Origin of the sequence: Pedobacter sp. L105 (assembly GCF_009765875.1) — a bacterium.
In the GTDB taxonomy this organism is placed as follows: Bacteria; Bacteroidota; Bacteroidia; order Sphingobacteriales; family Sphingobacteriaceae; genus Pedobacter.
Map to the genome: position 1 here is coordinate 291,788 of NZ_LMUP01000014.1, position 26,849 is coordinate 318,636.

25 protein-coding genes are annotated in these 26,849 nt (G+C 38.1%); 9 read left to right on the forward strand and 16 right to left on the reverse strand.

Going from position 1 to position 26,849, the window contains the following annotated elements; translation table 11 throughout:
* The first annotated feature begins 50 nt into the window (after nucleotides 1-50).
* Both GSQ84_RS24300 and GSQ84_RS24305 read left to right on the forward strand, forming a co-directional pair.
* On the forward strand, nucleotides 51-572 hold the full coding sequence (locus GSQ84_RS24300; RefSeq protein WP_158799971.1) for a protease: 522 nt from the start codon (nucleotides 51-53) through the stop codon (nucleotides 570-572).
* A 64-nt stretch (nucleotides 573-636) separates the two neighbouring features.
* A complete protein-coding gene (locus GSQ84_RS24305; protein ID WP_158799972.1) occupies nucleotides 637-1,407 on the forward strand; it encodes an SDR family NAD(P)-dependent oxidoreductase in 771 nt (256 codons plus the stop codon).
* A gap of 307 nt (nucleotides 1,408-1,714) precedes the next feature.
* On the opposite strand, the gene GSQ84_RS24310 is transcribed toward GSQ84_RS24305, so the two are convergent.
* From GSQ84_RS24310 to GSQ84_RS24325, 4 genes are all read right to left on the reverse strand, one after another.
* Nucleotides 1,715-2,029: a hypothetical protein gene (locus tag GSQ84_RS24310; RefSeq protein ID WP_158799973.1), complete on the reverse strand. Its 315-nt coding sequence runs from the start codon at nucleotides 2,027-2,029 to the stop codon at nucleotides 1,715-1,717.
* A 12-nt stretch (nucleotides 2,030-2,041) separates the two neighbouring features.
* Nucleotides 2,042-2,275 (reverse strand): hypothetical protein, encoded by a 234-nt coding sequence (locus tag GSQ84_RS24315; RefSeq protein WP_254070971.1) that lies wholly within the window; start codon nucleotides 2,273-2,275, stop codon nucleotides 2,042-2,044.
* A 212-nt stretch (nucleotides 2,276-2,487) separates the two neighbouring features.
* The gene (locus GSQ84_RS24320) at nucleotides 2,488-3,477 is read right to left on the reverse strand and encodes a hypothetical protein (protein WP_158799974.1); all 990 of its coding nucleotides are present in this window, start codon (nucleotides 3,475-3,477) and stop codon (nucleotides 2,488-2,490) included.
* A gap of 402 nt (nucleotides 3,478-3,879) precedes the next feature.
* Nucleotides 3,880-4,218, reverse strand: coding sequence for a hypothetical protein (locus GSQ84_RS24325; protein ID WP_158799975.1), 339 nt, complete (start codon nucleotides 4,216-4,218; stop codon nucleotides 3,880-3,882).
* 495 nt (nucleotides 4,219-4,713) lie between these two features.
* Here GSQ84_RS24325 and GSQ84_RS24330 point away from each other — a divergent pair, with 495 nt between their 5' ends.
* Together GSQ84_RS24330 and GSQ84_RS24335 are read left to right on the forward strand one after the other, a co-directional pair.
* Nucleotides 4,714-5,499: a WecB/TagA/CpsF family glycosyltransferase gene (locus GSQ84_RS24330; RefSeq protein ID WP_158799976.1), complete on the forward strand. Its 786-nt coding sequence runs from the start codon at nucleotides 4,714-4,716 to the stop codon at nucleotides 5,497-5,499.
* Nucleotides 5,496-6,890, forward strand: a complete 1,395-nt coding sequence (locus tag GSQ84_RS24335) for an undecaprenyl-phosphate glucose phosphotransferase (RefSeq protein WP_158799977.1) — start codon at nucleotides 5,496-5,498, stop codon at nucleotides 6,888-6,890. The genes GSQ84_RS24330 and GSQ84_RS24335 overlap by 4 nt, the downstream gene beginning before the upstream one ends.
* Here the strand turns inward: GSQ84_RS24335 and GSQ84_RS24340 are convergent.
* The 9 genes from GSQ84_RS24340 to GSQ84_RS24380 are packed head-to-tail and all read right to left on the reverse strand — an operon-like array spanning nucleotide 6,862 to nucleotide 17,660.
* Nucleotides 6,862-8,034 carry a glycosyltransferase gene (locus GSQ84_RS24340; RefSeq protein WP_158799978.1) on the reverse strand — a complete coding sequence of 391 codons (1,173 nt, stop codon included), beginning with the start codon at nucleotides 8,032-8,034 and terminating at the stop codon, nucleotides 6,862-6,864. The genes GSQ84_RS24335 and GSQ84_RS24340 overlap by 29 nt on opposite strands.
* Nucleotides 8,034-8,960, reverse strand: coding sequence for a glycosyltransferase (locus tag GSQ84_RS24345; protein WP_158799979.1), 927 nt, complete (start codon nucleotides 8,958-8,960; stop codon nucleotides 8,034-8,036). The genes GSQ84_RS24340 and GSQ84_RS24345 overlap by 1 nt, the downstream gene beginning before the upstream one ends.
* A 17-nt stretch (nucleotides 8,961-8,977) precedes the next feature.
* A complete protein-coding gene (locus GSQ84_RS24350; RefSeq protein ID WP_158799980.1) occupies nucleotides 8,978-9,823 on the reverse strand; it encodes a glycosyltransferase family 2 protein in 846 nt (281 codons plus the stop codon).
* Nucleotides 9,823-10,878, reverse strand: a complete 1,056-nt coding sequence (locus GSQ84_RS24355) for a hypothetical protein (RefSeq protein ID WP_158799981.1) — start codon at nucleotides 10,876-10,878, stop codon at nucleotides 9,823-9,825. Before GSQ84_RS24355 ends, GSQ84_RS24350 begins: the two co-directional genes overlap by 1 nt.
* Nucleotides 10,879-10,892: 14 nt before the next feature.
* Nucleotides 10,893-12,218, reverse strand: coding sequence for an O-antigen ligase (locus tag GSQ84_RS24360; protein ID WP_254070972.1), 1,326 nt, complete (start codon nucleotides 12,216-12,218; stop codon nucleotides 10,893-10,895).
* Nucleotides 12,218-12,979 (reverse strand): glycosyltransferase family 2 protein, encoded by a 762-nt coding sequence (locus tag GSQ84_RS24365; RefSeq protein ID WP_158799982.1) that lies wholly within the window; start codon nucleotides 12,977-12,979, stop codon nucleotides 12,218-12,220. Before GSQ84_RS24365 ends, GSQ84_RS24360 begins: the two co-directional genes overlap by 1 nt.
* Before the next feature lie 4 nt (nucleotides 12,980-12,983).
* Entirely contained in the window at nucleotides 12,984-14,531 is a 1,548-nt protein-coding gene (locus GSQ84_RS24370) for a lipopolysaccharide biosynthesis protein (protein ID WP_158799983.1), read from the reverse strand.
* Nucleotides 14,531-16,855 (reverse strand): tyrosine-protein kinase family protein, encoded by a 2,325-nt coding sequence (locus GSQ84_RS24375; protein WP_158799984.1) that lies wholly within the window; start codon nucleotides 16,853-16,855, stop codon nucleotides 14,531-14,533. The genes GSQ84_RS24370 and GSQ84_RS24375 overlap by 1 nt, the downstream gene beginning before the upstream one ends.
* A 4-nt stretch (nucleotides 16,856-16,859) precedes the next feature.
* Nucleotides 16,860-17,660: a polysaccharide biosynthesis/export family protein gene (locus tag GSQ84_RS24380; RefSeq protein WP_158799985.1), complete on the reverse strand. Its 801-nt coding sequence runs from the start codon at nucleotides 17,658-17,660 to the stop codon at nucleotides 16,860-16,862.
* A gap of 289 nt (nucleotides 17,661-17,949) precedes the next feature.
* Between GSQ84_RS24380 and GSQ84_RS24385 the strand changes: the two genes are divergently transcribed.
* A complete protein-coding gene (locus tag GSQ84_RS24385; RefSeq protein WP_158799986.1) occupies nucleotides 17,950-19,536 on the forward strand; it encodes a right-handed parallel beta-helix repeat-containing protein in 1,587 nt (528 codons plus the stop codon).
* A gap of 16 nt (nucleotides 19,537-19,552) precedes the next feature.
* On the opposite strand, the gene GSQ84_RS24390 is transcribed toward GSQ84_RS24385, so the two are convergent.
* Nucleotides 19,553-20,611, reverse strand: a complete 1,059-nt coding sequence (locus GSQ84_RS24390) for an acyltransferase (protein ID WP_158799987.1) — start codon at nucleotides 20,609-20,611, stop codon at nucleotides 19,553-19,555.
* Between the two features lie 227 nt (nucleotides 20,612-20,838).
* Between GSQ84_RS24390 and GSQ84_RS24395 the strand changes: the two genes are divergently transcribed.
* From GSQ84_RS24395 to GSQ84_RS24405, 3 genes are all read left to right on the forward strand, one after another.
* Nucleotides 20,839-21,714 carry a beta-1,6-N-acetylglucosaminyltransferase gene (locus GSQ84_RS24395; RefSeq protein ID WP_158799988.1) on the forward strand — a complete coding sequence of 292 codons (876 nt, stop codon included), beginning with the start codon at nucleotides 20,839-20,841 and terminating at the stop codon, nucleotides 21,712-21,714.
* 158 nt (nucleotides 21,715-21,872) lie between these two features.
* Nucleotides 21,873-22,340 carry an OmpA family protein gene (locus GSQ84_RS24400; RefSeq protein ID WP_158799989.1) on the forward strand — a complete coding sequence of 156 codons (468 nt, stop codon included), beginning with the start codon at nucleotides 21,873-21,875 and terminating at the stop codon, nucleotides 22,338-22,340.
* 98 nt (nucleotides 22,341-22,438) lie between these two features.
* Complete coding sequence (locus tag GSQ84_RS24405) at nucleotides 22,439-23,212, forward strand: HAD-IIA family hydrolase (protein WP_158799990.1); 774 nt, start codon at nucleotides 22,439-22,441, stop codon at nucleotides 23,210-23,212.
* Between the two features lie 227 nt (nucleotides 23,213-23,439).
* Here GSQ84_RS24405 and GSQ84_RS24410 read toward each other — a convergent pair whose 3' ends face one another.
* On the reverse strand, nucleotides 23,440-24,588 hold the full coding sequence (locus tag GSQ84_RS24410) for a hypothetical protein (RefSeq protein ID WP_158799991.1): 1,149 nt from the start codon (nucleotides 24,586-24,588) through the stop codon (nucleotides 23,440-23,442).
* 198 nt (nucleotides 24,589-24,786) lie between these two features.
* On the opposite strand from GSQ84_RS24410, the gene GSQ84_RS24415 reads away from it, so the two are divergent.
* Nucleotides 24,787-26,034, forward strand: coding sequence for a hypothetical protein (locus tag GSQ84_RS24415; RefSeq protein ID WP_158799992.1), 1,248 nt, complete (start codon nucleotides 24,787-24,789; stop codon nucleotides 26,032-26,034).
* A gap of 94 nt (nucleotides 26,035-26,128) precedes the next feature.
* Here GSQ84_RS24415 and GSQ84_RS24420 read toward each other — a convergent pair whose 3' ends face one another.
* Nucleotides 26,129-26,848, reverse strand: a complete 720-nt coding sequence (locus GSQ84_RS24420; RefSeq protein WP_158799993.1) for a LytTR family DNA-binding domain-containing protein — start codon at nucleotides 26,846-26,848, stop codon at nucleotides 26,129-26,131.
* Nucleotide 26,849: the final 1 nt, after the last annotated feature.

A 26,849-nucleotide genomic window follows, 5' to 3' on the forward strand; every position in this document is an offset into this window, starting at 1 on the left:
TAGTAAACCAAACAGTATTAAAAATGTTTGATATTAAACCATTAAGTTTTATGAAGCACATTATTCCGATACTAATCTTGCCCGTTCTATTTTTAACGGCATGCAGTCAAAGTACCCGAAACGCTAAAGATAGCAAGACCGATACGGTCAGTTCCCCTTCTAAGGGACAATCCGTGACGAAAGTACTGTTCGCAACAATGAAAATTAGGGACAATATTAAAGTTGGGGATTCGATAAAGCTGAGATTTACTGTTTATAATCCAACAGATAGCGTAATGCAATTTTGTAAATGGCATACGCCTTTTGAACCTTTAATGAGCAAATATCTTGACGTTAAAGACGAAAAGGGTGAAGAGGTTTCTTATAAAGGCGCAATGGCTAAAAGAATGATGCCTCCTCCGGCAAGCAGTTATATACAGGTTAAAGCAGGTGACAGCCTTTCAGTTGATGTAGACATGCTAAAGGCTTATGCGATCACACAACCTGCAAAATATACGATCAGTTATAATGGACAATCCATGAGTGGTCTGGTATTAAAAGACAGCGTAACTTTTGTTTACGCTGCTAAGTAATAAATTAAGAAAATCACAGCCTCTGGCTAAGAGCCTGAGTTTAGGTAATTAAAAAAAGATATATATGGATCGTTTTGAAAACAAAATTGCACTGATCACCGGCAGTACGCAGGGCATAGGATTGGCTTGTGCGTTGAGATTAGCCAGTGAAGGTGCCGACATTATTTTAAATGGGCGCAAATATGATGAAAGGGCGGAGGATGCTATTCGTCAGATCAATGCCATGGGTAGAAAGGCTTCGTTTATAGAATCAGACATGAGCCGGCAGGACGATGTGACCAGTCTGATTACAAAAGGTGTAGCTGTATATGGCCAGCTTGATATCCTGGTAAACAATGCCGGTGTAGAAAAAAATCATAGTTTTTGGGAAGTAACCGAAGAGGAGTATGATCTGGTGATGAATACCAATCTTAAAGGCGTGTTTTTTCTAACGCAGGCATTTGTGAACTATTGCAGAAACTCAAATAGGCCAGGTGTGGTAATCAATATGAGTTCGGTACATGAGGAGATCATTTTTCCGCATTTCGCAGCTTATTGCGCCAGCAAAGGGGCACTGAAAATGTTAACGAGAAACCTGGCAACTGAACTGGCACCTTTAAATATCCGCATCAACAATGTTGCCCCGGGAGCAATCTCCACGCCCATCAATCATACGCTGATTGATAATCCTGAATTGTTGGCAAATGTGTTAAAGAACATACCGCTCAAAAAACTGGGGCAGCCTAAAGATGTAGCCGCAGTAGTTGCGTTTTTAGCTTCTGATGATGCCGGATATGTGACCGGTTCTACTTATTTTGTAGATGGCGGGTTAACTTATCATTATGAAGAACAGTAAATTAACCTAATGACAACGTCAAGTTGTGTTAATGCTTGATAATGGCAGAACAATCAATTATTTACCGTGTTATGCATTTGGTTTAAAACAAGTAAATTAGGTTACCCTCATAATAAAAGGAAGCGAGAACCTTTTATTTATGAAAAACATGAACCCGTATTCTTTATTGAATACGGGTTCTTTTTTTATGCTTTTACCTTATGGAGCGGCAGGGTTGCATGGTACAATCCCCTGGCATAGGGCCATTATAAAAACAGGGAAAGCCAATTTATGACTGTCCCTGTTTAATGTAGTTTATAAGAGGCTATTATTCAGCGGCTTTTTCGCCTTTTTCTCCCAATTCAACGATATCACCTTTTTGGAATAGAATGGCTTGTAAAGTTTCTCTCCATTTGTCTTTCTTTCTCAGCAGAAATTCAAGATCCATTCCAAAATGTTTCATTTCTTCCTGTTGTGCATTTTGCATGATTGCCTTTGCCTGCGGATCTTTTTCTAAAGATATGCGTTGCTCATACCAGCCGATAGCTTCTGCTTCTTCAGTTAATGAAGTACACATACGTGCAAATGTTCTGGTTTCTTCAGACAGTTCGTCGGCCGGCTCGTGGTATTGGTTTGTTCCCATATATATGTTTTGTTAAATATGTGTTTGCTGATAAGCTTGTATCGCTTCCCTGATGGCACTGATGGCGTGTATATCTAATTCACAATCTGAAGTGATACAATGTTCATGGTTTTTACCATCCAGCTCAATGCTGCCGATTTTATCTTCGTCGCTGTAAATTTCATAAACATGGTCTCCCAGAGGTTTGATATTATAGTCATGACCCAGGCCATCTACCGCTACTTCAATTCTAAACTGATTCATCATCTGAAATATTTAGTAGATAAACACTTTAGTTATGTTTTTGTTCAGCGGTTTGTTTAAGCTGGCCCGAATTATTTTTCAATGGATTGAAAACACAATGGGATTCGACGGGAAAATGTCGGGCAAGGGGGGGGCAATATGTTTTTTGATAACCAATACAGGAAATATAGAGCTGTTAAGTTTCCCGAACATATCTTATTAGTATTTAGATGACATCAAGAAAATAATTTATCAAATAGATCTGACTTTATTATTTGGTAATTACCGCTGGAAAATTGACCTTTCCCTCTGTCTATTTTAGTGAAGCCGAACCATTCACAGAAATAATCGAAAAAACGAGTTTGATATGCCTGATCAAATTTTGAGTTACCTATCTTATTGAGATGACCGAAAGCAAGATATAGTTTTCCGCTGTAAAAATAATTACTTTGTGATTCACTGCCATATTTCTTTAAGAGGTACAGGGAATAAGCCCATCCTAATTTTCCGGAAACATCTTCGTTATTATCGAAAAAATTCATCCAGTTTAAACGTTGGGTAAAGAAAAACAATAACTGCTTTAGCTGCTCTTTTTTGGTTTTTAGCAGGTATTTTTCTCCTTTGACTGTAAGAGTTAATATGTTATTTCGCTTTTTTACAATTCCTTCGAAAAGTAAATAATCTTTAATTACCCATATATAGGGTATATCATCTTCGACTATTTTTTTTACAAAAACTTTGTATGGAAAATAAAGGTTATTGCTACTATACAAAATTTCGCAAACTGTAACAGGCAGATTTCCTTTTGGCGTAAGTTTAATTTTACCAGCAGATACGATATGGTTTAATAGTAATGATGATAAAGCATATAACGGTACCTGATCAATAATTTCATCCTCGCAATTTTCACGGATTGATATTGAACCTGGCATAGCCATCGGGAAATAGACGAGCTCATGCATTTGTTCGGGACTTAATCCATCGAAATCATTATCAGAACTCTCATTCTTACGTTGCTGATAATTTCCTATCAGGATGCGAAGATCATCCTCGGAAAGATTACCTTCAGCAGCTTCCGGATGCTGCTTTAAAAAGTCTTTTAAAATATCATCTCCAATTCCCATATATTTAGTTCCAGGTTGTTTTTTAAACCCCTGGCAAAACAATACATCGAAGGTATTAAATTCTATTGTTTTATCATAAACGTTTAGATTATGTCGCTTCAAAGGCCATTGGCTAAAGCATAATTCTTCTGTATGAATTGTTGTAATATGATGAGTTTGTGAGACAATTTAATATCCTATGTATGATAATAACGCTTTGAAATTTCGATCGGGATCGGCTTTGGTTTTCCTTGACATCAGATAGGTATCGAATAGGGGTTGCTTTACCCCCTGACTAAAGGAATGCTAATGGAATGCTTAGCAAGGCTAGTGGAATGTTAGCACAATATGCTCCAAATCCTGAATCAAAGCAGAAAGATTACAGAATGTTTTTTTGAAAATTAATGGAGGAGTATTAAAGGAATGGAGCGATTACTCCATTATCAGGCGGTAATTGGTTAAATAATCAAAAATAAGCTCCATGAATATGGAGCTTTATGTTGAAATGAATGCTTGTCTAAAAATTTAATCTTCTAAATTAATCCAAACTGATTTCCCTTTAACATCGATAGATGATGCATCCAAAAAGTCAAGGTTTAAATCCCAATCTGTTGTCACATCAACAATCCTTTCGGCGGAGTCATAATTTTTACCACGATTGAGTAAATTAATAATTGCTTCGTGTCTGGAAACTTTTGACTTGCTCATTTCCAATTGTACAATTGGTCTTTGAATAGGACTTAAGATGGTTCCTGTAATCCTGGAATAGACATTATGCATCACAGTTGCAATTTTTACAAAAGCTGGAACGGACAATAATCTTGAAGAAAGGTAACTTAATCTGTGTTCTTTGTAATGTGACATAATGAGCTATTGTTTGAATGAAAGCTGGTTGTATACAAAATAAAATAAAAATTCCCACAACTGGTAAGTTTAAGGGATTAAAATGAGAATTGGGTATCATTTTCCCCGATTTTTATTGTTTGCGGGTTAAGTATAACAATTCTTATGCTCTAAGATATGGCTATTGAACATCAATTCCAAGAAATAGTTTTGAAAAATTATATTATTATTTAATTACGGCCATTTTGGGGTTAACAAATTTAATAGTGCAAATTTTTCTCGAAAACCTATATTTGGGGAAATTAATTCCCAACTAATTTTATTAGGTTTATTTAAGTGTTGTGCCAATTTTCTTCATGTTACCGCACCTGTTTCTCCTACGATATTCTGGAAACCCCGGGGGAAACAAATTTCGTACCTTTCTGTTCATAAGTCAAATTCAACTGAGAAACAAGGACATAAGGCCCAATTTTTAGATGGATTTACTTTTCATTAAACCATCTACCAATGATTAAAATGAGCAATTTAAAAAACCAGGGAATAGACTATAATCTATTTACAGGCATCCTTAATGACTTGCCGGAAGCGCCAAAAACGGTAATCAATACAATCAATCAATATTCTTTCTGTATTGCAGAAGAGGATGCGAAATTTAAGCAGGCCTTGTTGGAATCTGAAGTTTTGCTCCCCGACGGAGAGGGAATTGTGTTAGCGGAGAGGTTATTGACGGGAAAAAAGATCAAGAAAATATCGGGTACAGATTTACATTTGCACCTGTTGTCTACGTTGAGTAAGAAAAAAGGAAGATGCTTTTATCTGGGATCATCCCCATCAACACTTCAAAAAATTAAATTAAAACTTGCTCAGGAATATCCTGATGTGGAAGCCGGATTTTATTCTCCACCTTTTAAGCTGAAATTTACAGAAGAGGATAATCAGGAAATGATCAATGCGATCAATTCGTTTAAACCTGATGTTTTGTTTATTGGTTTAACTGCTCCTAAACAGGAAAAATGGTCGCACGAGCATAAAATGGCCATTGATGCTAAAATTATCTGTGCAATAGGTGCTGTATTCGACTTTTATGCAGGTACAGTAAAACGGCCCGGTAAGGTTTGGGTAGATTTGCGTTTGGAATGGTTTGGAAGGTTTCTAAGCGAGCCAAAAAGAATGTGGCGCCGTTACTTTTATTTTGGGCCAATATATTTATACCTGATTGTTAAGAAGAAACTCAACTTTAATATTGAAGATGCTGAAAGCCAAATCTTAGTTACACATTTGAAAGAAAGGAAGGCATCATGATGAATAACAGGTATACTAATCTATACCGGGTTTTCTTTTTGTTGTTTGATCTGATTGCACTAAACCTGGTATTTTTGCTTTTACTGTCCGGACTTGCCCATATTTTGGATGTGGGATTAAAAAATTATATTGTTCTGAACCTGATCGGTAATATAGCCTGGCTAGCGGGTTCTTACTCAACAGCAGCTTATTTGATCTATAAAGATGTTAACCTGAGGTTGTTGTCAAAACGAACAGCGATTTCTTTGTTGATTTTTTGCGTGGCTGTGGTGTCATTTGCCACTTTAAGCTCCTATCAGTTTAATCATTTTTTCCTTGGATGTATGATTGCAGGTTTTGGAACTTTTTTAATGATTTCCAGGCTGATCTTAGTTTCTTATGTGTTATACACGAGAACTAATAGTAAGTTTTATAGCAATGCAGTGATCATAGGATATAACGAGATATCCAAATCTTTAGCAGAATCATTTTATGCGGGTCATACCAATACCCGTATACAAGGTTACTTTGATGATGCATCTGCAGATTTTAGCCATCAGGATTATCCTTACCTGGGCGACATCAAGGATTGTCTGGATTTTTCTATTCACAACCAAATCTCTGAGATCTACTGCACGTTATCACCAGAGAACTCTGAAGAGCTTTATCAGTTAGCTGAAGAAGCAGAGAAACATTTTATCAGGTTTAGATTTGTACCGGACATGCGTAAATTCATTAACCGGAAAGTTCATGTTGATTTCATAGACCATATGCCTGTGCTTTCCCTGCGTAACGAGCCAATGGAATACATCACTGCGAAACTGAAAAAAAGAGCTTTTGATATTATTATGAGCAGTTTTATCCTGGTGTTTATACTTTCCTGGTTGCTGCCAATTTTGGCCATTTTAATTAAACTGGATTCCAAAGGCCCGGTTTTCTTTTCTCAGAAAAGAAGCGGGAAGAACAACAGGGAATTTTCCTGTCTGAAATTAAGAAGTCTTAGGGCGCATAACAACGCAGACGGAGCATCTGTTCAGGTGACCCAAAATGACGACCGTACCACAAAGGTAGGCCGCTTTTTGCGCAAGACGAACCTGGATGAGTTACCACAGTTTATTAATGTGCTGATAGGGCAAATGTCAATTGTTGGCGCCCGTCCGCATATGCTAAAACATACCCTGGATTTTGCGAATCTCGAAGACAGTTATATGGTACGTCATCTATCAAAACCAGGTGTTACCGGCTGGGCACAAATTAATGGATACAGAGGAGAGATTAAGAAACCGGGACAGCTCAAAAACAGGGTAGAGCACGATATCTGGTATATCGAAAACTGGAATGTTTTACTGGATATAAAGATTGTCTTTTTAACGATTTATGTGACTATAAAGGGTGATAAGAACGCCTATTAATAGCAGAATGGTAAATTTTAAGTAACTGTTCTAAATTTCTTTCAGGCGCATAATTTTTCATATATGTGCTTTTTGCATTCCTGCTGTAATTCTGCTTATCTTCTATAACAAGCGCTTGATAGTAATCGACTTTAGCTATGAGATCATTACTATTACCTGCTTTAAAGGTTAAACCATTGAATTGATGGGTAACCAGATTTTTCATATTGCCCAGGTCAGAAGTGATGACGGGAATCCCTTTAGAGAAAGCCTCAATAATTACCATTCCAAATGTTTCATACCATACCGATGGGAATATCAATGCGGCTGCTTTGTCTAATAATTTAAAAACTTTTTCTTTTTTCTGCTCACCAAGAAAACTGATGTTGGGATGACGGGAAGTAAATTCGGTGACTAGTTTTTCTAATGGCCCGGTACCTACCATGATGAGCGGTAACTTGCTTTTGGCAAAGGCATCCAGCAGAACAGGTACTCCCTTTTCTTCGGTTAACCGTCCTACATATAAATAAAATGAATCATTCGTAACGGCTGTGCTGTTTGGTGAAGGATAGCAGAAATTAGGTTTTACAACCATTCGATCTGCATGTGCGCTCAACCTGGAATAGGAAAAAAGATCTTTGGAATGTTCGCCTAATACAATAAATCTGTCAACGGAATTCCATGTGCCTGATTGTTCATGGATATACATTGATAGTGCTACCCAAAAAGTAATTAACGATGAATTTTGATACACCCCTTCCTTTACTGCTTTCCAGGGGAAACCGCTGGCAATTGAACTTAGGAACAGTTTATTGTGGTGATAAAGGCTTCCGGAAGGACAGATGAGCCTGTAATTGTGCAGTGTCATCACTACCGGAACCTTAGTATTCCTGGCCGCATAGATCACCGCTGCAGACCCACTGAAATGGAGGTTGTGGATATGAATTAAATCAGGTTTAAAAGATTTGATTTTTGCCTTTGTCTTTTGGTAGGAGCCATAGTTAAATGGCATCTTTATCAGCTTTGATAAAGTATTTCCGTCATTACTGAAACTCAGCAACTCGACGTCGATGCCATTGGAACGAAGTAATTCCATCTCATTTTCCACCACGCTGTCTTCACCGCCCCGGAGTTTGTAATAAGTATGGATGATTAAAACTTTCATTAACCTGCTTTTTTGACCTTGTTAGTGGCTTTTATAAATTCATTGATGAGTTTGCGGGTAACCAGGGATTTTAATCCGTAAGGTTTTTTAATCTGTGCCTGTAATTCAGGGACGATATAATCTGAGGTACAGTATTTAAAACTTCTTTTAACTCCCTTGTCGATGGGGGTAACCAGGTAGTTGATGCCGAAGGTATTGGTAGATTCTTCATCAAAACCGATGTTGCTTACTTTTGATAAAATAGGGTAGATCACCTTCAGCCTGTTTTCTGCAACATGTGCCTGAAGCTGAATGTCCCAGGTGGAGATTACTCCTGAGATTTGCTTTTTAAGCATTCTTACCAGGTCATAACCTTCAGCATTGAGCCTCTTTTTGAAACCCGGGGAAGTATGCATTAATTCATTCAGTTCATCTTTGTCCCAGATTACGGTTTTAAAGCGGTTAGCCCATCCCGCCCATCCATAAGAGCAAAAACGTTTGTAAACAATGGTATCATAAGGATACTGTTTATGATTAATGGGGAAAACATAAGCTGTTATACAAAATACGGTGTTATCTTTCCTATAGAAATCAAGTCCGTCCATCAGGTATTTGATATAGTTAGGAGACACGATCAGATCATCTTCAACAATAATGAATTCATCGTAATTATCACTTAGAAATGTTAAGCCTTCCTGGAAGTTAGGCCCGGTGCTAAAGTTGCGTTCACGGTAATGTTTAATCACATTTCTGAACCCTGTAATCGAATCAATATATGCCCTTACTTCCAAAATAGCAGGTGCATCTTCTTCGCGTTTATAACCATCGCTAAAAAAAACTATATCCATTGATGAACATTCGGGGTTTTTTAATAGCGCCTCAATACAGCTTTTTAATTTAGCTGCCCTGTTGTAACAGAACACCCCTATAATAATTGATCTTTCCATGCTGATTATACTCTATTTTATTTTTTAAACTTGTCCCACAATACCGGAAACAAGGTCTTCATCCACAATTTTATCATGGCTTCGGGAACGTGTGATGGAAAGTGTATTTTAATAAATTCCATGTATTCTTTATAAGCCAGTCCCTTAGGACTTTTTAAATATTTTATTCTCTCTTTTAGCGATACTTCGGAAGATTTCCAGTTGTTTCCGTGATCGTCCACGCAGTTGCCTAATACACCCGGCATCACCACGGCTTTAAAGCCGGCTTTTTTCGCCATTAATGTATAATCAAAATCGGCAATGCTATGGGTATACCGATCTGAAAGAATACCAATCTGCTGCACCACTTTTCTGGGCACCAGCATGATATTTGCATTGGCCAGGTCGCATTCTATATATTCTGTTTCACTATAGGCACTGTAACTCTGTACTTTTTTCTGATGGTATAACTTTCGGCCACCATAAGAGATTTCGTTATTCGCTACATCGAGTGTGCTGCCTATAGCCAGTGCATTTGGAGACGCACCATCTGTCGCATAATAGCCTAAAAGCCGATGAATTGCCTGGTCTAAAAGCAAGGTATCGTCATTTAAAAGCAGGAAATAATCAGGGTCTGCTTTTAACGCTTCTGTCCATGAATTTCTCATACCACCTGCCCAGAACAGGTTGCCGCTGCCTTTGAAAATATTTACATCCGGATATTGCTCAGCTACAGCTGAACGTGTTCCATCGGATGAATTGTCATCGGTTAGGAACACAACGATTTCCGTTCCCGGGGGCAATTCCTGGGCATAAAGGCTGGCTAAACAGGAGAGCGTTTTTTCTCTGCGGTTAAAGGTGGCGAGTAATACGGCTAGTTTCATTATGCAGCTTTAGGGATCAAACGGATTTTTTTTGCCCTTTTTCTGAGGGCCCTGTAATAACTTAGGATGTAATATTCCAGACGCATCTGCAAAGTGAGATGGGGGATACCTAAGGTGGTTTTTATTGTGCTTAGAAATGATTCGTTACTGAGGCTCAAACCATAGTCGGAGGTTTTGTTAACCAGCGTTTCATATAAACGTGCCAGCCCATAAGTTTTTTCAGAAGGCAGATGCCAGATGGCAACATTGATGTCAGACTCTTCAACGTTTCTGTAAAAAACAGGGTTTGTCCAGATCCTTTTGAGGTATGTTGTTTTGGGGCTGGCCTTAAAATTATTTTTGTAATACAAATAACTAAGGGTTTGCGCTTCCTCGTTAAATTTTGGCAGCCCGGCTTCATATCTTCTCATCAGCTCCGGCCATAATTCAAGGAAACCCTGGAATATGGTATTGATGTTTTTGACGCTGGCCAAAAAGAATTCGCCCAAATGATAACCGGGAATTTCCGGAACAGCTTTTCCCGACAAATCTTCATAAAGGTGTTTCATATCCACACGGCTTAATCCATGGATCACCAGTTCAGTGGTACAGGCATCTTCAAAAGAGATAAACCCTGCAGGTTTTGCTTCTTCAAACAGCTCCTCTGCCGGCCTGGTAAAGATACAGTCAGAATCGAGGATCAGGTACTGATCTTCATTGTTTTTGTTATGGTGTACAATATATTCCAGTATAGAAAATTCATAAAACTGGTTTTGAAAAAGGTTGAAGTATCCTTTGGGTGTTTTGTATTTAAAATCTGTAAAGATCACTTCAACATCCATGTCGGCAAGCATGTCTTTTACACTTTTGCCATCTACTACCGGCAGCACATTCACATTGGTGAAAAGCAGGTGTTTTTGTGTTTTGTTAAACCGCTTACTGGTAGCATAGAACAATACCAGGCAGCGCCAGTAAATGTTCTGGTGTTTTTGTCCGGATGATTTTTCTCCGGTTTGCGGGTATATACTTTCTTCCCCTTTAACATCTGCACATAACCAGGTACATATATAATTCATAGTCGTAGATTGATCTATTTAAGATTAGATAATTGGTATTGTTTTCTTTTGGTAATAATGACAGTTTCTCTTGGCCGGTCTTCTTCGGTCGTGATTTCTTCGTCCGGTTCTGGTACCGGTTGTTTTTCTACGTAATACAGGCATACGCCCACCACGCCCCAAAAAACAAAGGGAAGCACATAACTAAAGGAGAAGACCAGACCGGCTAATAAAAATGCAATAAGGATCACTGATTCCTGATTCAGTTTTTTGCTAAAGGCCTTAAAACCTAAATAAACAAGATAAAAATATTTTAAAATCAGGCCAAAAAAGCCATGGTAAAATAACATTTCCATATAACCTTCATGAAAGTGTTGTCCGGATTTTTCGGGCCACCAGTCTACCAATGGATTTTTCATTTCAAAACCGTCAAAGGTCCATCCGAAAAACGGACGTTCCAGCACCATAGGGAAATATACACGCCGCTGGTCATCTCTGAACTTGCCGGTTCCATCTTCCCTGGCGGGGTCAAAGATCTCGCTGAAACGTTCCCCAAAAAAGGTAAGTGCGGAAGGGTAAACTTGTGAAATAACAAACGTGATCAGTGCCAGAACCACTATACTGCCCAGGATGAGCCGGGTAACTTTAGATAAGGGAACAATGTTGTTCCTTAAACTCATAAATATATAAACGCCCAGCGCGAAAATGGCGCTGGCCCATACAGAACGGTGCTGGTGAATCAGTATGACCACGAAACAAAATAGAAAGGGGATCAGAAATTTTGCTTTGCCGAATTTCAAAAACTGGTTGAGATACCATAACAAAGGAATGATCATCATAAAGATAGACCTAGCGTGGATGATCCTGCTGTCGCCAGAAAATGGTCCATAATCATCCATCGTTACCGTATCCAGGCTAAATGAAAAACCGCGTCCGTAAACTACCATAAATATGATATAGACGAATAGGTAGAACTTAGCTAAAAACTCTAAAAGATCGAGCTCCAGCGATCGGCTGATACATTTAATGTAAATGGTAAAAGCAACAGGAAATAGTACAGAAAAGAGGGTGAGCTGCTGAAAGATGGTTCCGTATTCTACCATAGATATAAATATCAGCCTCACTAACATGAAAGTCATCAGCCCAATATATATTTTCTCATTCCTCTTCAGGTTATTGAAATTGTAAAGTACGAATGCAAAAATGATCAGGCTCATTATCTTTTCATAAAGCAGAACGATTACGGAAACAGGTAATAACAGCCATGAAAAAATATTTTCCATCAATAAAAAGGTGAAGAAGACCACAAGGAATTCCTTCACATAAAATTGATAGTTGAATATTTTTATAATACGGTTCATTAAATTAGTTTTTTAACCCTCCTGATGATTTTTGGAAAAATATGTGTGAGCTGAATGGCATTTAACAAATTGTTGAGCAGAATCACCTTCATACTTTTTCGGTCATCTACCCACTTAATTTCCCGCTCTCCCTGCAGGTACATACTTTGAAAAATTTCTTCTTTTTCCGGAATGATAGCCCTGTAGATTTCTGCTTTTTTATCAACCAGTTCTTTATTGATATAACCCAGGTGTTTTAGCCTGAAGTTGGTATTCTTTTTTAAACCTGTAATTCCCTTCACGTTTGGTGAATCGATGATCAGGTCCTGGAAATGACCCGCAGGGTTTTCCCGCCACATCATGCGGTCATGTCCGGATGAATAATTTAAACGGTACCAGGAACCAGCGAAATGTTCCCTGTCGGTAAAATGAAATCTTCTGAAAGCAAATTTATTGTAGTATTTGCTGCTCATTAATTGATCAAAATGTGCCCTGGTTAAGCCGGGTTCAAAAATCTCATCAATATCCAGCCATAAACACCAGTCTGGTTTGCGCAGGCGCACGTGATCATATAGCAGGTTTTTATCGCGTCCTTCATTATATCCTTCTGTGCGAACAATATCAACTACTTTAGGATGTGCTTTTAAAGCTTCGTAAGTTCCATCAGTAGATCCGTTATCGAGTACTACGATCTCATCTGCTAATTTTTCAAAGCAATCCAGCCATTCTTTGGCGAAGAACATTCCGTCTTTTACACGGAGCATAACAACTAATTTAGCCATAGGTTTATTGTTCGTTTAATACAGTTTGTTTGTTGGTGTTGAGCTTGAAAACTGAGGATAACATTTCTGTAATATCTGTTCTTAATGATTTATCCAGCAGCAGTACGATTCCAATGAAAAATATGGTAAAGCTGAACCCATTTAACAGGATTTTGATAATGTACATTTGTACTGGAATAACCAGGTTATATAAATAATTGAAGCCCAGGCCTGCTAAAGCAACCAAAGGGATGATCATGGCCCAAAGTTGCAGAGAGTGGCGCATAAATTTCATATTGAGATAGCCCAGCTTATACAGCCGGTACGTAAAAAATATAAAGTCTATTAATATATTAAGCGTGATCATCACGATGAGCAGCCCTATGATGCCATAGGGTTTGGTCACTACGTAGTATAATATACCGGAAACTATCCCTTTAAAGATATTGATAAAGCTATTCATTTTGATATCTCCAAGTGCATACCCCATATTGGCCATAAAATAACCCAGCAGGTCAAAGAAGAAATTACCAATCAGCAGAAAAACGATGAGGTTACCAGCATACTTACCGGCTCCCGTCCAGGCTGTGATAAGGCTTTGATAATTGAAGCAAAAACACAATGCTATGAATAGGGCAGCATATACAAAGTACTTGAATTGTGTATTGATCATTGATTTGATACCCTCATCTTCGCCTTTTCCATGTGCATGGGAAATCACAGGCATGAGTGCCACAGAGTGCCTGCCGATCAATGATTGCGTCATTTGTATAGGTCGCTTGTTGATCTCAAATATGGTGATCATAGAGGGGGCAACAAACCTGGCCAGCACAATCATATCCATACTGGCTGAAAAGCCACCGATAATCCTGGATACAGAAGTAAACGAAAAGATCTTGATGAATTTTTTAAAATGGCTGGCATTGAAAATAATATGCATTTTTTCTTTGTTAAGCACTTTTTTGAGGGCTGCCAAATTGAAGATGTTAATATATACTGCGCGGCATAAATTAGAAAAGGCAATGGAAATTACACCAAAACCGAAGTATAATAATAATACATTGGTCATTAAAAATAAGAAGTTTCCTGTGAGCGAACTGATGGCAACCGGGGCAGAGTTTTGCATGCCCTGGTTAATGCCAGATAAACTAAAGGAAACCAGGGACATTCCAGTTGCAATAATAGAGATCAGCAGCGCCACCTGTAAACCATCATATTTGGATACATCTTTATTGATAATGGTGCCGATTAAAAAATAGAAGATAAAACCCGCCAATACCGAAATCAGGAGGATACATGCTGAGGCAGAAAAACCGGAGCCGATGGTTAAACCGATTTCGTTGTTCTCGTTTTTACCTCTTAACTGTGCTATTTTTTGTTGTAATACATCTCCAACGCCAGGGTCAGCAAGGGTCATCCATGCCAGGATATTACCCGTGGCCAGCCATAAACCCAGGGTAGAGGAGTCAATCTTTTTTAGGTATAAAGGAAGTAATATGACAGAATTAATAATATTAGTGATAACATAACCATATTGAAAAATAAAATTCCACTTTAAGATTTTCTTATTCATTACTTCTTGCTGTCAATGTTAAGTCGTTTCTGATCATAAGCGCCACCATAAACCATTCCTGATCCATATCCGTAGCCATAGCTATTTTTGCCAAATCCTCTTGGTGCTACGGCGTTAAAGATGATAGCCGGATTTGGTAAATCGTTTAATTTAATATTCTCATCAATTCTCTCCACAAATATTTTGGGCGTATAGGCATGCCTGATCACAAATAAAGTAGCATCGCAGAAAGGGGCCAGGGTATAAGCGTCTGAGACAGGGCCTACAGGAGGAACATCCAGGATCACATAGTCGAAGGTTCCATCCAGATAATTTAAGAGTTCCTCTGCTTTGCCGTTCATAATAAGCTCTGCCGGATCAATAGGTAATTCACCGGTTAATAAAAGGAAAAGGTTTTCATTTTCGTTAGACTGGAGGATGATGTCTTTCGCCTCTGCTTTACCAAGTAAATAGTCTGCAATGCCCAGAGATTGTTTGATGTTAAACTTGCGGTGAATAGTAGGATTATTAAGGTCAAAGTCCAGTAAAGCAACTTTTTTGCCCGTCATGGCCAATGACATGGCCAGGTTTGCAGCAATAAAACTTTTCCCCTCACCAGAGATGGCCGAGGTGATCATTACCCTTTTCTTCTGCGGACTAACGCCCAGATAACGAAGGGTAGTCCTTAAAGCCCTGAACTGTTCTGCAATCAATGTTCGTTGCTGTGAACCGATAACAATGTATTTATTGGATGTATCTGAAGTGATTTCTGCAATTACAGGTAAGGAAGTCAGTTGTTCAATGTCACTCTGGAACATCACATTTCTTCGCATACCTTCCTTTAAGGAAACAAAACCAACACCAATGATTCCTGCGCCTAATAGGGAGGCGAGATATATCATTTTCCTTTTCGGGCTTACGGGAAATTCTGACGATTCAGCATTACTTATTATTTTGCTCCCTGATCCATTGGTGATCACAGAAAGGGCCGTTTCTTCTTTCTTTTGCAACAGGAAGGTGTAGATGCCATTTTTTATCTGCTGCTGTCTGTTGATATCAACTAATTTACGCTCTGTTTCCGGCATCGCCTGAAGCTGAGTAGAATAGTTACTCGTTGTAGAAGATAAATTATTTCTGCTGGCCATTAAACTGCTGCGCTGATTTGCCAGGTTCTGAACAATCTGAGGCCTTATTTTCTCAATCTGGCCAATTACAGAAGAGTACATTGGATTATTCTCACCCGTAGTTTTACGCATGTTTTCTGCCTGAAGCTGCAGATCGTAAACATCTTTTACCATTTGGGTCAACCCGGGGTCATTAATGCCTACCGTAGAAGGTACAATTCCCCCGCTAAGATCTTTTGACTTTACATATTTATCAACCTGGTTCAATACCGATAACTGCATATTGATCTCGCCAACCTTCTGATCGTTTGTACTCACATTTTCCAGAAACAACTTACCCTGAGTGCTTACATCTACAGCTCCCTTGTTTGCTTTATAACTTTGTAAATTACCTTCAATAGCTACCAGTTCACCCTGTACAGAGGCCAGCCGCTGGTTAATAAATTCCTGTGTATTTGCTGCCAGGCGGTTATGTTCATCTATAGCTGCATTACTGTAAACTTTAAGTATATCATCCAGGATGGCTTCTGCACGTGAAGGATCTTCATCAAGCAATGCAATATTTAAAATGGTTGATAACTTATTCGCTTCTGTTACTTTTAACCGCTCGGCAAGTGAGGCTGCGGCCTTTTTGGGTGCTACTAATGAAAACGAGAAATTGCCTTGCTGCGGGTTTTTATTCTGGGTATTTGGAATAAACATCAGCACGCCGTAGGGTGTATTTTGCCAGCTGCCGATAGGATATTTTTTGCCATCTATGGTTACACCCGATTTTTCGTAGGAAAAATCTACGCGGGCAGCTCCTGTGATTCCCTTTGAATCTTTGGCCACTACCTGGATAGGAGAGGTTTTATAAGCAGATACCGTAGCTAACGTTTTGTGCTCATATAGTGGTGCATACAAAGCCAGATCGTCTACTACCCGATTGAGAATAGGATTTGAGGTTAATACCTCCCGTTCATTATCAATCGTTTGTTTAGGGGTAACGGTTTGCATTGGCTCGGCAGTTTTAGCTTCTTCATCTCCCTTTTTTTCATTGATCAGGATCCTTGCATTTGCTTCATAAAGCGGAGCTGTAAACTGAAGGTAAATCCATGCCCCGGCAATGGAAAGAATAAATAAGCTTAAAAAAAGCGGCCAGTAGGGTATTAACTTGAAGATCAGGTTTCCACTTGACTTTTCTGGTGTAGTAGGCTCTGAAGTTTTTCTGATCAGTTTCATAAGATTATCTTGTGGCAATGATGGCAACAATAGAGAGTATACTCAGAATTATTGGAACATATATGGCTGATTTTGTAGAACCTGCTACTTTAGCACGGTTTGCTTCTACATAAACAATATCATTTGATTTGAGGTAATAATAGTCAGAAGTGAAGATCTCACTATTATTCAGGTTGATACGTTTGATTTTCTTTACACCGTCTTCTTCCCTGATGATCATCACATTATCTTTTTTTCCATAAATAGTAATGTCTCCGGCCAGGCCTAAGGCTTCTAATAAGGATATTTTTTCACTCGGAACATTCACTACAGTAGGGCGTGAAACTTCTCCCAGTACGCTGACTTTAAAATTAAGCTGTCTGATAATCACTATTGGATCTACCAATAACTTTCTATTGATCAACTCTGAAGTGATTTTTATGCGCAACTCATTGGTGGTCATGCCAGTCACCTTTAGGTCTCCAAGAACAGGGAATTGAATATTTCCTTCATCGTTAACGAGATAACCAGGAGATTGTAAGTTTGATCCATTTGCACCACTGCTGCTTACATAAGAGTTATTAGGTTTATTAAAAATCTCTGTTGCTGCAGGATTTAAACTTGTTACTGATATGCTTAAAATATCATTTGGCTGAATCACATTTTTAACCGGTATGTTGTTCGATTTTAAAACAGCATCCTGCTGGTCAATAAAATAAACGGTTTTTTTTGAGCTTGCACATGAACCTAATAGCAGTGCGGAGAGCGCAAAGAAAGTTAATGCCAGAGAAACTCTTTTGGAGGTTAACCTAATTGTTTTAAACATAGAGTGGAGATGATTTGGTAAATACAATGCTATAATCAAGCCTGCTTAACACCGTTCACAAAAAATATGCTAGCGATAGACAATATTCTTGTAAAGGGTAATAAAAACAGCTAAATTTTAGGATATCATACGTTTTTTGGGCGATAACGGATTTCTTTTTTGTGATAAACAAAATAGGAGTAGTAATATTTTTAATACATTCCCCAAGGTGTGTATATTTGAGCAAAATATTACCAGGTCTCTTCACGGAATTGCAGGATTTAATTTTTTTTACCTAAAATTTTCATCTATGATCAATACTTTAAAAGCAGTTTTGCTTAGTTTTATTGTCTCATTTTTTTTATTAGCCTGTAGTAAAATTAGTACGAATCCTGTAGAAGAAGTACCTGTTTCAGCTGCAGTGGCCACTAATGCCAGTGTTCAAACTTACCAGACTTATGGGCTGGTTGGGGATGGTGTTACCGATAATACTGCTGCCCTGCAAAAGCTGATTAATGCATCATCAGTAATCTATTTAAAAGCAGGTACTTATATCATTAACCAAACGATTAACCTTAAAGCAGGTATAAAAATTTATGGTGAAGCTTTAACAGTGATCAAGGCTGGCCCTCAGATGTCGGGAACTTTGCTGACCAATGGCAGATACTTTTTTGGAAGTGCAGCTGATCAGGCGCTCATTCATCAGTTAACCTTTGGCCAGTCGGACAAAGCTTTTACCTGGAGTACATGGAATAATGCCTGCATTTACCTGTTGAATAGTAAGGGTGTTACCGTAGAGAACAGCACTTTCAATTTTCATTTGCCTTATAATGCAACAGGAATGGAAGCGGTATGGGTAAGTGGTTCAGGGTCTTCTGCCAATAGCATTAAAAACAATAAGATCACCTCACTGGGGATTAAATATGCTGAAAATGGCGCAGACGGAACCATAGTGGATAGTAATCTGCTGACCAATGCTTATTCAAACGCGCTGACGGCCAACGGGAATAACGCCACAGATTATTCTATTGGATGCCAGGTGTTAAATAATACGATCTCTAATTCAGGCAGGATGGGTATTGAAGATTGGGGAAATACAGATGGAAGTGTAATCCAGGGAAATAAGATTTCGGGTACCGGAAAGGATCCTAATCAGGCAGTGGATGGTATTGCTATTTCAGCTGTAGGGACTAACGTTAAGGTGATCAGCAATACTGTTTCAGATAGTAAAGAATATGCCATTGAAGTAAGAGGGAATTATGGTGTTACAGTTACCAATAACGTATTAACAAATAATCCATTGAGTACCGGAATTATCCTTAATTATACCTTTGCAGTACCTGTTAAAGCGGCTGCGGGTTCAGTTGCAACCATAACCGGTAATAAAATAGGTGTAAGCAATATTGGCATCCATGTTTTTGGTGATTATCAGGCTAATGCGCTGATAAAGGGCAATGTATTTACAAATACCATTACAAAAGGTATCAGCATCGAAAGCGGTGCGGCAACTTATACTTTAAATATCACGAACAATAAGTTTAATTTTTCTGTACCTGCAGCAGCAGACCGTTACGGGGTTTTTAGCTATACCAAGTATAATCCGGGCACTGCAAATCAAGTTATTAATCTGTCTACTGACACACTGCTTTATTCAACTTCTGCTGCTGGTGGTGCCGGGGTAGATTTAGGATTAGTGATCAGAACAGACAAAGCAACTATCAACAATGTGCAGATACAAGGAAGTAATAATAAATCTGCTGCTAAAGTAGCTGTTAATGGAATCACAGCTTTTGGTGCTAAACCTATAGGCGTAAAATTTACCAATAATAAGGTTGTTGGTGCTATTGCAGACCTTACAGGTTTTACAAATTATGTATCAACAGGTAATAATTTTTAATCTGGTCATACAGATTTTATTTCTTTTTATCCCGATAATTTAAAAAGCCAATATTATATTTTAATAAGACCTTTACGATTAGTAATGTGCTGATATAGATCGCGATAAATTTAATGATAAACCAAGCCATAAAAATTGGCGTGTGATCGCTATAGGTGTTGACACCAAATTTTGTAAAGATTTTAATGACAAAGGCCAGTAAAGCCAGCGGTAACATGTGGTATAAGTAAATGCCGAAAGTCTCTTTCCTTGGATTAACAAACCTGGATTGCAAGGGTTTTTTAAATAGCCTGACCATTGTAATAAACATCAATACAGAATAAATCTGATTACTTATCCTCAGGATGTTCATTGGCTCAGCAGAGCCATGCTGATAAAGTAGAATTGACTCCCACGATGATAAGATATAAAATGTAACGCAAAGAGCTAGTAATACATATACATTTAGTTGCTGAAAATAAAGCTGTAAATGCTTTTTTCCAATAATATAACCCAGCCATAGGTAAAAGATAAAAGCAAACAAGGCATGCACATGAGATTGTTCATATTTAGAGTAAACAAAGAAATAGGTATAAATCAATGTAATGGTTAGAAAAATTAATCCTAAACTTGTTTTTCCAAGAAACCTGATAAAACATAAAAAAACTAATAAAGAGATCCAATAGTTTGGCAGAAACCACAATGCGGATTCAAAAAGCATATTTAAGATATAACTTCTAACGGTATAGGAACTAACCTGATGCAGAATTTGTGTCTTGAATATAAATAGCAAAACAATTAGTGCAAAGGCAAATAAATAGGGGAAGAGCGTGGAATAGATCCTGTTTTTAAAATATTTAACAGGGCTAGTGACCTCTATTTTTCTGGCGAGCAGAAATCCTGAAATCATAAAAAAACAAATCACCCCAAATTTAAAGAAGTTCATAAAGAAAAAGTACAGGGGAATGTTATCCAGGGAAGGGAAGTTTTTTGATCCTTCAAAATTGGGAGTGTGTGCCCAGATAATTCCTATCATAGCAAACATTCTTATCCAGTCTACAAAAGGATAGTTCATTCCATTTACTTTTTTTTCCATAAACTATCATTGGTAAAAACTAAGCCAGATTAAATTCTTTCACTTCGCTTTTTAAAATCTGTTTTCCAGATAAAAATCGTACCAAGTATTTGATTTACAACATTATAATTCCTATAAGTTGTACGGGTGTTATATGGCCGGATAATGGATGTTATATTAAGAAATTCAAACTTTTTGCGTTTTTATTGATTATTCGACCGTACATTATTGCCTATTTGCCGTTATAAATGAAAAAAGCGTATATTATCCTTGCCCATAAGAATTTAGATCATCTAACCAGATTGCTGGAAAGGCTGGATGATGGAAATTCACATTTTTTTATTCATATAGATCTTAAAACAGAACTTTTACCTGACGATATCATATTATACAAACCTAATATTACCCTTGTTAAGAGGATTTCTACCCAATGGGGTGGATTTAGTTTAGCAGAGGCGACATTGATTGCGATGAAAGCGATTAGAGAATCAGCAATAGATTTCAAATCGATCAGCCTGCTGAGTGGTCAGGATTATCCTATTAAAAGCAACAAGGAAATTGATCAGTTTCTTTCTTCATCCAAATTCAGTATTTTCCTGGATTATTTTCCATTGCCCAATTACAGAAGGTGGCATTCGGGAGGGACTTACCGCTACAAGAAATATTTCTTTGGTACAACCAGCGTTGCTTTTTTCTTTTCCAAAACACTGAATTTATTATCCACGCTGATTCCATTATTTTCACGAAAGCTACCATTCCACCTCAGGCCGTATTGTGGTTCTCAATGGTGGACAATTGATCGGTATGCACTTGATTATATTTTAGACTATATTGAAAGAAACCCTGAGTATTCTAAGTTTCATAAATTCACTTTTGCACCTGATGAGTTATTTTTTCATATTATCTTATTAAATGCAAAAGATGAAAGAATACAGGCGAGTATTACCAATGATAATTTAAGATATATGAAGTGGTTAAAATACGAAAATCCACATCCTGAAATATTGACTAAGGATGATCTTCCTAATTTATACGCTTCCCACTCTTTATTCGCAAGGAAATTTGACCCCAAAGAGGATAAAGAAATCCTCAATTTAATTGATGAACGGATTTTAATGGGTTAAATTTAGGGGCTGTCGATAAGTGAAAACCTTGTCTCTATGATTTTTTAAGTAGGTATGTATTGGAAATTTTGAAATCGTAAAACCAGAATGTTTGACGGTAAATAGTTTGCAGATCAGTCTATTGTATATTGAATCAACTACCATCAAAAAATCAAACTATGAAAACGAAAATTATTTTTACCAGTTTTGCACTCCTATTATTTTTTACTGTTAACGCCGGAAGTGGTCCTCTGAAATCTAAGAACCCTAAAGTACCAGGCAAATCAAGTAAGGCAGCTGCTTTAGCAGCACTAACGAAAAACCTGGAGTATGGTTCAGATAAAGCTGCTATCAGAAGTAATTATTATTCAAATTTAGATAAGCTCGCCGAAACGATTAAACAGGATGACTATGCGGTATCATTAAGAGGCCATGCCGATTCTATCGGGCGTTACAAATACAATTGGGTGCTTTCTGATAACAGGGCTATTAGCGTAAAAAAATACCTGGTAAGTAAAGGGGTTAAGGAGGATAGAATTGTAACCACCCCTTTTGGAAGTACCATACCAATCGCATCTAACAAAACGGAAGCCGGACGTCAAAAAAACAGAAGGGTGGAAATTGAACTGAAAAAGATCAATAAATAATTGATAATCTGACCGATCATTGGTGATTAAGTTCGCAGCTTTTTGTATTCTTGTAATAACAGGAGGATTTTTCCCCTGATAAATTATAATATAAAGTTATGCTGCAAGGACTTTTGATTGATATGGATGGCGTGATCTACAATGGAGAATCACTTATCCAGGGTGCCGATACTTTTATTGCAAATTTGATTAAGAAAGATATTCCATTTGCATTTATGACCAACAATAGCCAGCGTACCAGCCTGGAAGTAACCAGGAAATTGAAACGATTGGGGATTGAGGTTACTAAAGAGCATGTATATACGAGTGCAATGGCTACAGGGAAGTTTCTGGGCGACCAGGGAAAAAGCGGAACGGCCTATGTGCTTGGTGAAGGTGGTTTGCTGACCAGTTTACATGAGAACGGAGTTACCCTTGTTGATACAGATCCTGAGTTTGTAGTTTTAGGCGAAGGGAGGAATTTCACTTTAGAAATGGTTCAGCGTGCCGTTGATATGATCCTGGCAGGGGCCAAGTTCATTACCACGAACAGAGACCCTTCTCCAAAAAAGCCGGGATGGAATAACCTGGGGATTGCTGCCACTACAGCCATGATAGAAGAGGCTACCGGTATCAAAGCTTTTGTGATTGGCAAACCCGGTCCGGTAATGATGCGTTCTGCAAGAAAATTTCTTGGTCTGGAAACAGCAGGTACAACAGTGATTGGTGATACCATGGAAACAGATATTCAGGGTGGTGTTCAAATGGGTTATAAAACCATTTTGGTGCTTTCAGGAATAGCGAGTAAAGAAGATATCAGCCGTTATGCGTTTAAACCCGATCTGATCATAGGTTCAGTTAATAAATTGGAATTTCCATTAAAATGGTGGTAACTTAAAATACTCAGATGAAAAATAGATCTTCCCTGCTATTTTATAGGGTTAAAAAAGCAGGAGTATCTGACTCAGGCGCTGGAACTTTACCCGTGGACTAATAAATATCTGCAATCGCCGGAAGGCTTATTTTATGATAATATCAAAATTCCTTCTTTTTGATTAGGGTGATATGATTGAGATCTATGCCAGGCTGCAAAGATTATCAGCAGGCATGAATGAATAAATTATTCAATACTTTCAAGAGTGGCTAACCTGGCGATGATGCCCCATCCGTAATAATTATTCGCCAGGCCAATCAGCAGTTGATTCTCACCAGCTTTGAGCGGAATATTGAAAGATGAATTGGCCAGGTCGCACCTGCCATCGGGATTTTTGCGCATGGGCGACCAGTAGGTATTTTTATCTAAATAGAGTAGTTCCCCATTGATATATACCCAAACATCATTACAGAAGCCCAGCTGCATATTTACTTTTTGTTCTTTATCAGAATGGATAGTTGTTTTAAGCCATACATAACGTTTTTTGTCATTGGGAGCTCCATAAAGTCTGGTTATGTTAATAAGACCGCGTCTTTCGGCATGGATGGGTTCCCAAATGGTTGTATCCGCGGGGAGGTCTTTTTTAGCGAGTTCTTGTCCATCATTTAACCAGTGCGGGCGGCTGACAGACCAGTTGCGTAAGTAATTGGCATCGTGGTTGGTTAAATCAGGAGCAGCAACAGCAGGTAAATTTTCAGTTTTGTCAGGTTTGATCATGAGATTTGCAAAAATAGCCAATCCATCCAAAGCAATAGATCCTTTGATAGTATTGCCTTCCAAACGGGGTATTTCAAGGGTAGGCTGTTCTAAAGAATTAATGTATACGCGTAACTGTAAGCCTGAAACTACCAGTTTGATATGGTTCCATCCAATGATATGAATATTTGCGGGCCCCTGATATTGACCGAGCATATTCCATAAATTAATTCCTTTGATAAAAGGGGCGTATTGAACGGCATCATTTCGCTTTTCACTATTTGGTTTACCTGCCCGTAAATAAACACATTCAGTTTCCTGCGGACTTTGCTGCCTGAAATAGAAGGATACAAATGGAGAATGATCAGGATCTGTTAATTCCACATCAAATTCGATCGTGCCATTTGTAAATTGATGACCCTTTAAAATAATCTGTTTGTCTGCCAAGAGGATTTTCATGGCTTTTACACCTTTGTAAGTGATAAATTCTGCTGTTTTATCTTTAAACTCCCAATGGCTGACCTCCATTGGGATGGGGTTTTGTGCGGCAGCGGAACAGCAGAATAATGCAGATATCATCAATTGCAAAAGCAATTGTGTTTTCTTTAAAAAGGAATCGTTTTTCATATTTGTATTCATGGGTGATGTAGTTATCAGTGATCTTTCAATATTTTTAAGGTGCTTACATGCTTGTATATGATTATTGATAAAGCTTTCATGATCTTTTAATATTATCGGAGGGTGTAGATCGCGATGATTTCATACTTTTATATTTGTTTTTGCTAAAGTGTAAAGACAACTGGGAAAAACCTGATTCAAAATCATTCAAATGCATTCATGGAAAAAGAAGCACTTTATTTAAGCCATTGGCGTAGCCTCACCGAGCAATCTTTGGGATGGGGCGACAGTTCTTTATGGACAGATTATGATTTTGAAAAATTAACCGGGCTCATTCTTGCACAAACAGGCGTGAGGTTAAGCATTTCTACTTTAAAGAGGATATGGGGACGGGTACGTTATGAAAGTTCTCCTACGGTTTCTACCTTAAATGCATTGGCAGTATTTGCTGGTTTTGAAGATTGGCGTACTTTTAAAAAGGCTGCCCCTCAGCCAGAAGAGGTTTTGCAGCCAGTTACTAAAAACAAAGGTAATTCCGCAAAAATTATTGTTTCCCTGGTACTGATATTACCCCTTATCACAGTCATATTTTTTGGAAAAACGGACAGTAAAGCCTTGCATAGCGAGGATAAAATAAAGTTTGTAAGCAGGGTTGTAACCGAGGGACTCCCTAATTCAGTAGTGTTTGATTATGATGCAGGCAAATCTGCGGATAGTGTTTATCTACAGCAAAGCTGGGATCCCGAAAGAACAGAAAAGCTTGCCGCCAACGGCAGGCAGCATACTTCCATTTATTATTACCCCGGTTATTTTGATGCAAAACTGGTAGTTAACGGAAAAGTGAAAAAAGAAACACCGGTATACATTAAAACTAAAGGCTGGATTGGAACGGTAGATAAAAAGCCGGTACCTGTTTACCTGAACACAATGAAGATCCACATGAAAGGTGCATTGGGGATTACGGCTAAAAACCTGATGCAAATGACAGGCTCTCCTGTTTTTAATGAATTGTGGACTGAATTTTATAATGTCAGGGAATTTAATGGATTGAATGGCGGAGATTTTTCACTGGAAACAACACTGAGAAATACCTCCCTGATGGAGCAGTCTTCCTGTCGCAGAGCAATGATCTATATTTTTGGAAAGAGCAATACAATCATTATTCCATTGGCAGAAAAGGGATGTACTTCAGCTTTAGATCTCTACACTTCTTCGGAATGGATACATGGCAAAGATTATGATTTAAGAGGTTTTGGATGTGATTTTAGTGAAGATCAGCATTTAATTTGCCATGTATACAACCATACCTTAAACGTGTTTTTGAATGGAAAAATTATCCTGTCAAAACCCATCACCCAAACTATTGGTGATCTGGTAGGCTTGTGTTTTGGCTTTGAAGGAGCAGGGGAAATACAGAATGTTAAATTGAGCAGCAGCAAAAAAACTGTTTATCAGGAACAATTTTAATCCCTGATGAAATGATCAGGGGTACAATTTGATCTTGCTGATCATTATAATTTATATCGTTGTTTTTGATTTATTTCCCAATTGTTCAGCATTTTCATTCTTTTGAAAAACCCAGTTCATTCATTAAAACTTCCCTGTAATTACTGCCGATTGGAATTTCATTTGTATTGATCATAATGCGGTTCCCTTCAATATGGTTTATCTTGGATTTGTTGATGATAAAGGAACGGTGGGTACGCAGGAAAAGAGATTTAGGCAATAGCTCTTCGAAGTTTGAAAAGGGCATTTTGGGTAAAAGGGTATAACTTGTAGTAGTAATCTTTGTATAGTTTCCCTGTGCTTCTGCAAAAAGCAGTTCATCATATTGAATTTTGTAGATCTTACCATCTGTTTTGATAAAAACAAAAGCTTCAGTTTTGGTCTCCATAATTTCTACAATTTTTTGCGTCGCAGGGCCGATTTTCTCCAGGGCTTTATCTACAGCTACAATGAACCTGTCAAAGGAAAAGGGCTTGAGTAAATAATCACATGCTGCCAGGTCAAAAGCGCTGTGCGCATATTCTTTATAAGCCGTAGTGAATATCACCTGGATGGGATATTTTAATGTTTTTACAAAGGATATACCATCCATAATGGGCATGTTAATATCCAGAAAGACAATATCAATTTTTTGCTGGTCTAATACCCTTTTGGCTTCCAGTGCATTTCCACAGGAAGCTACAATCTGAAGCTGATCTAAATGACTGCAATAGGTTTTGATAATATCACGTGCCACAGGCTCGTCGTCCACAATCAGGCAAAGTACTTTATCCATT

Bases quoted from the DNA above. Each gene is read 5' to 3' on its own strand.
- GSQ84_RS24300 (WP_158799971.1), top strand. From the start codon at position 51: ATGAAGCACATTATTCCGATACTAATCTTGCCCGTTCTATTTTTAACG.
- GSQ84_RS24305 (WP_158799972.1), top strand. From the start codon at position 637: ATGGATCGTTTTGAAAACAAAATTGCACTGATCACCGGCAGTACGCAG.
- GSQ84_RS24310 (WP_158799973.1), bottom strand. From the start codon at position 2,029: ATGGGAACAAACCAATACCACGAGCCGGCCGACGAACTGTCTGAAGAA.
- GSQ84_RS24315 (WP_254070971.1), bottom strand. From the start codon at position 2,275: ATGATGAATCAGTTTAGAATTGAAGTAGCGGTAGATGGCCTGGGTCAT.
- GSQ84_RS24325 (WP_158799975.1), bottom strand. From the start codon at position 4,218: ATGTCACATTACAAAGAACACAGATTAAGTTACCTTTCTTCAAGATTA.
- GSQ84_RS24330 (WP_158799976.1), top strand. From the start codon at position 4,714: ATGAGCAATTTAAAAAACCAGGGAATAGACTATAATCTATTTACAGGC.
- GSQ84_RS24335 (WP_158799977.1), top strand. From the start codon at position 5,496: ATGATGAATAACAGGTATACTAATCTATACCGGGTTTTCTTTTTGTTG.
- GSQ84_RS24340 (WP_158799978.1), bottom strand. From the start codon at position 8,034: ATGAAAGTTTTAATCATCCATACTTATTACAAACTCCGGGGCGGTGAA.
- GSQ84_RS24345 (WP_158799979.1), bottom strand. From the start codon at position 8,960: ATGGAAAGATCAATTATTATAGGGGTGTTCTGTTACAACAGGGCAGCT.
- GSQ84_RS24350 (WP_158799980.1), bottom strand. From the start codon at position 9,823: ATGAAACTAGCCGTATTACTCGCCACCTTTAACCGCAGAGAAAAAACG.
- GSQ84_RS24355 (WP_158799981.1), bottom strand. From the start codon at position 10,878: ATGAATTATATATGTACCTGGTTATGTGCAGATGTTAAAGGGGAAGAA.
- GSQ84_RS24360 (WP_254070972.1), bottom strand. From the start codon at position 12,218: ATGAACCGTATTATAAAAATATTCAACTATCAATTTTATGTGAAGGAA.
- GSQ84_RS24365 (WP_158799982.1), bottom strand. From the start codon at position 12,979: ATGGCTAAATTAGTTGTTATGCTCCGTGTAAAAGACGGAATGTTCTTC.
- GSQ84_RS24370 (WP_158799983.1), bottom strand. From the start codon at position 14,531: ATGAATAAGAAAATCTTAAAGTGGAATTTTATTTTTCAATATGGTTAT.
- GSQ84_RS24375 (WP_158799984.1), bottom strand. From the start codon at position 16,855: ATGAAACTGATCAGAAAAACTTCAGAGCCTACTACACCAGAAAAGTCA.
- GSQ84_RS24380 (WP_158799985.1), bottom strand. From the start codon at position 17,660: ATGTTTAAAACAATTAGGTTAACCTCCAAAAGAGTTTCTCTGGCATTA.
- GSQ84_RS24385 (WP_158799986.1), top strand. From the start codon at position 17,950: ATGATCAATACTTTAAAAGCAGTTTTGCTTAGTTTTATTGTCTCATTT.
- GSQ84_RS24390 (WP_158799987.1), bottom strand. From the start codon at position 20,611: ATGGAAAAAAAAGTAAATGGAATGAACTATCCTTTTGTAGACTGGATA.
- GSQ84_RS24395 (WP_158799988.1), top strand. From the start codon at position 20,839: ATGAAAAAAGCGTATATTATCCTTGCCCATAAGAATTTAGATCATCTA.
- GSQ84_RS24400 (WP_158799989.1), top strand. From the start codon at position 21,873: ATGAAAACGAAAATTATTTTTACCAGTTTTGCACTCCTATTATTTTTT.
- GSQ84_RS24405 (WP_158799990.1), top strand. From the start codon at position 22,439: ATGCTGCAAGGACTTTTGATTGATATGGATGGCGTGATCTACAATGGA.
- GSQ84_RS24410 (WP_158799991.1), bottom strand. From the start codon at position 24,588: ATGAATACAAATATGAAAAACGATTCCTTTTTAAAGAAAACACAATTG.
- GSQ84_RS24415 (WP_158799992.1), top strand. From the start codon at position 24,787: ATGGAAAAAGAAGCACTTTATTTAAGCCATTGGCGTAGCCTCACCGAG.
- GSQ84_RS24420 (WP_158799993.1), bottom strand. From the start codon at position 26,848: ATGGATAAAGTACTTTGCCTGATTGTGGACGACGAGCCTGTGGCACGT.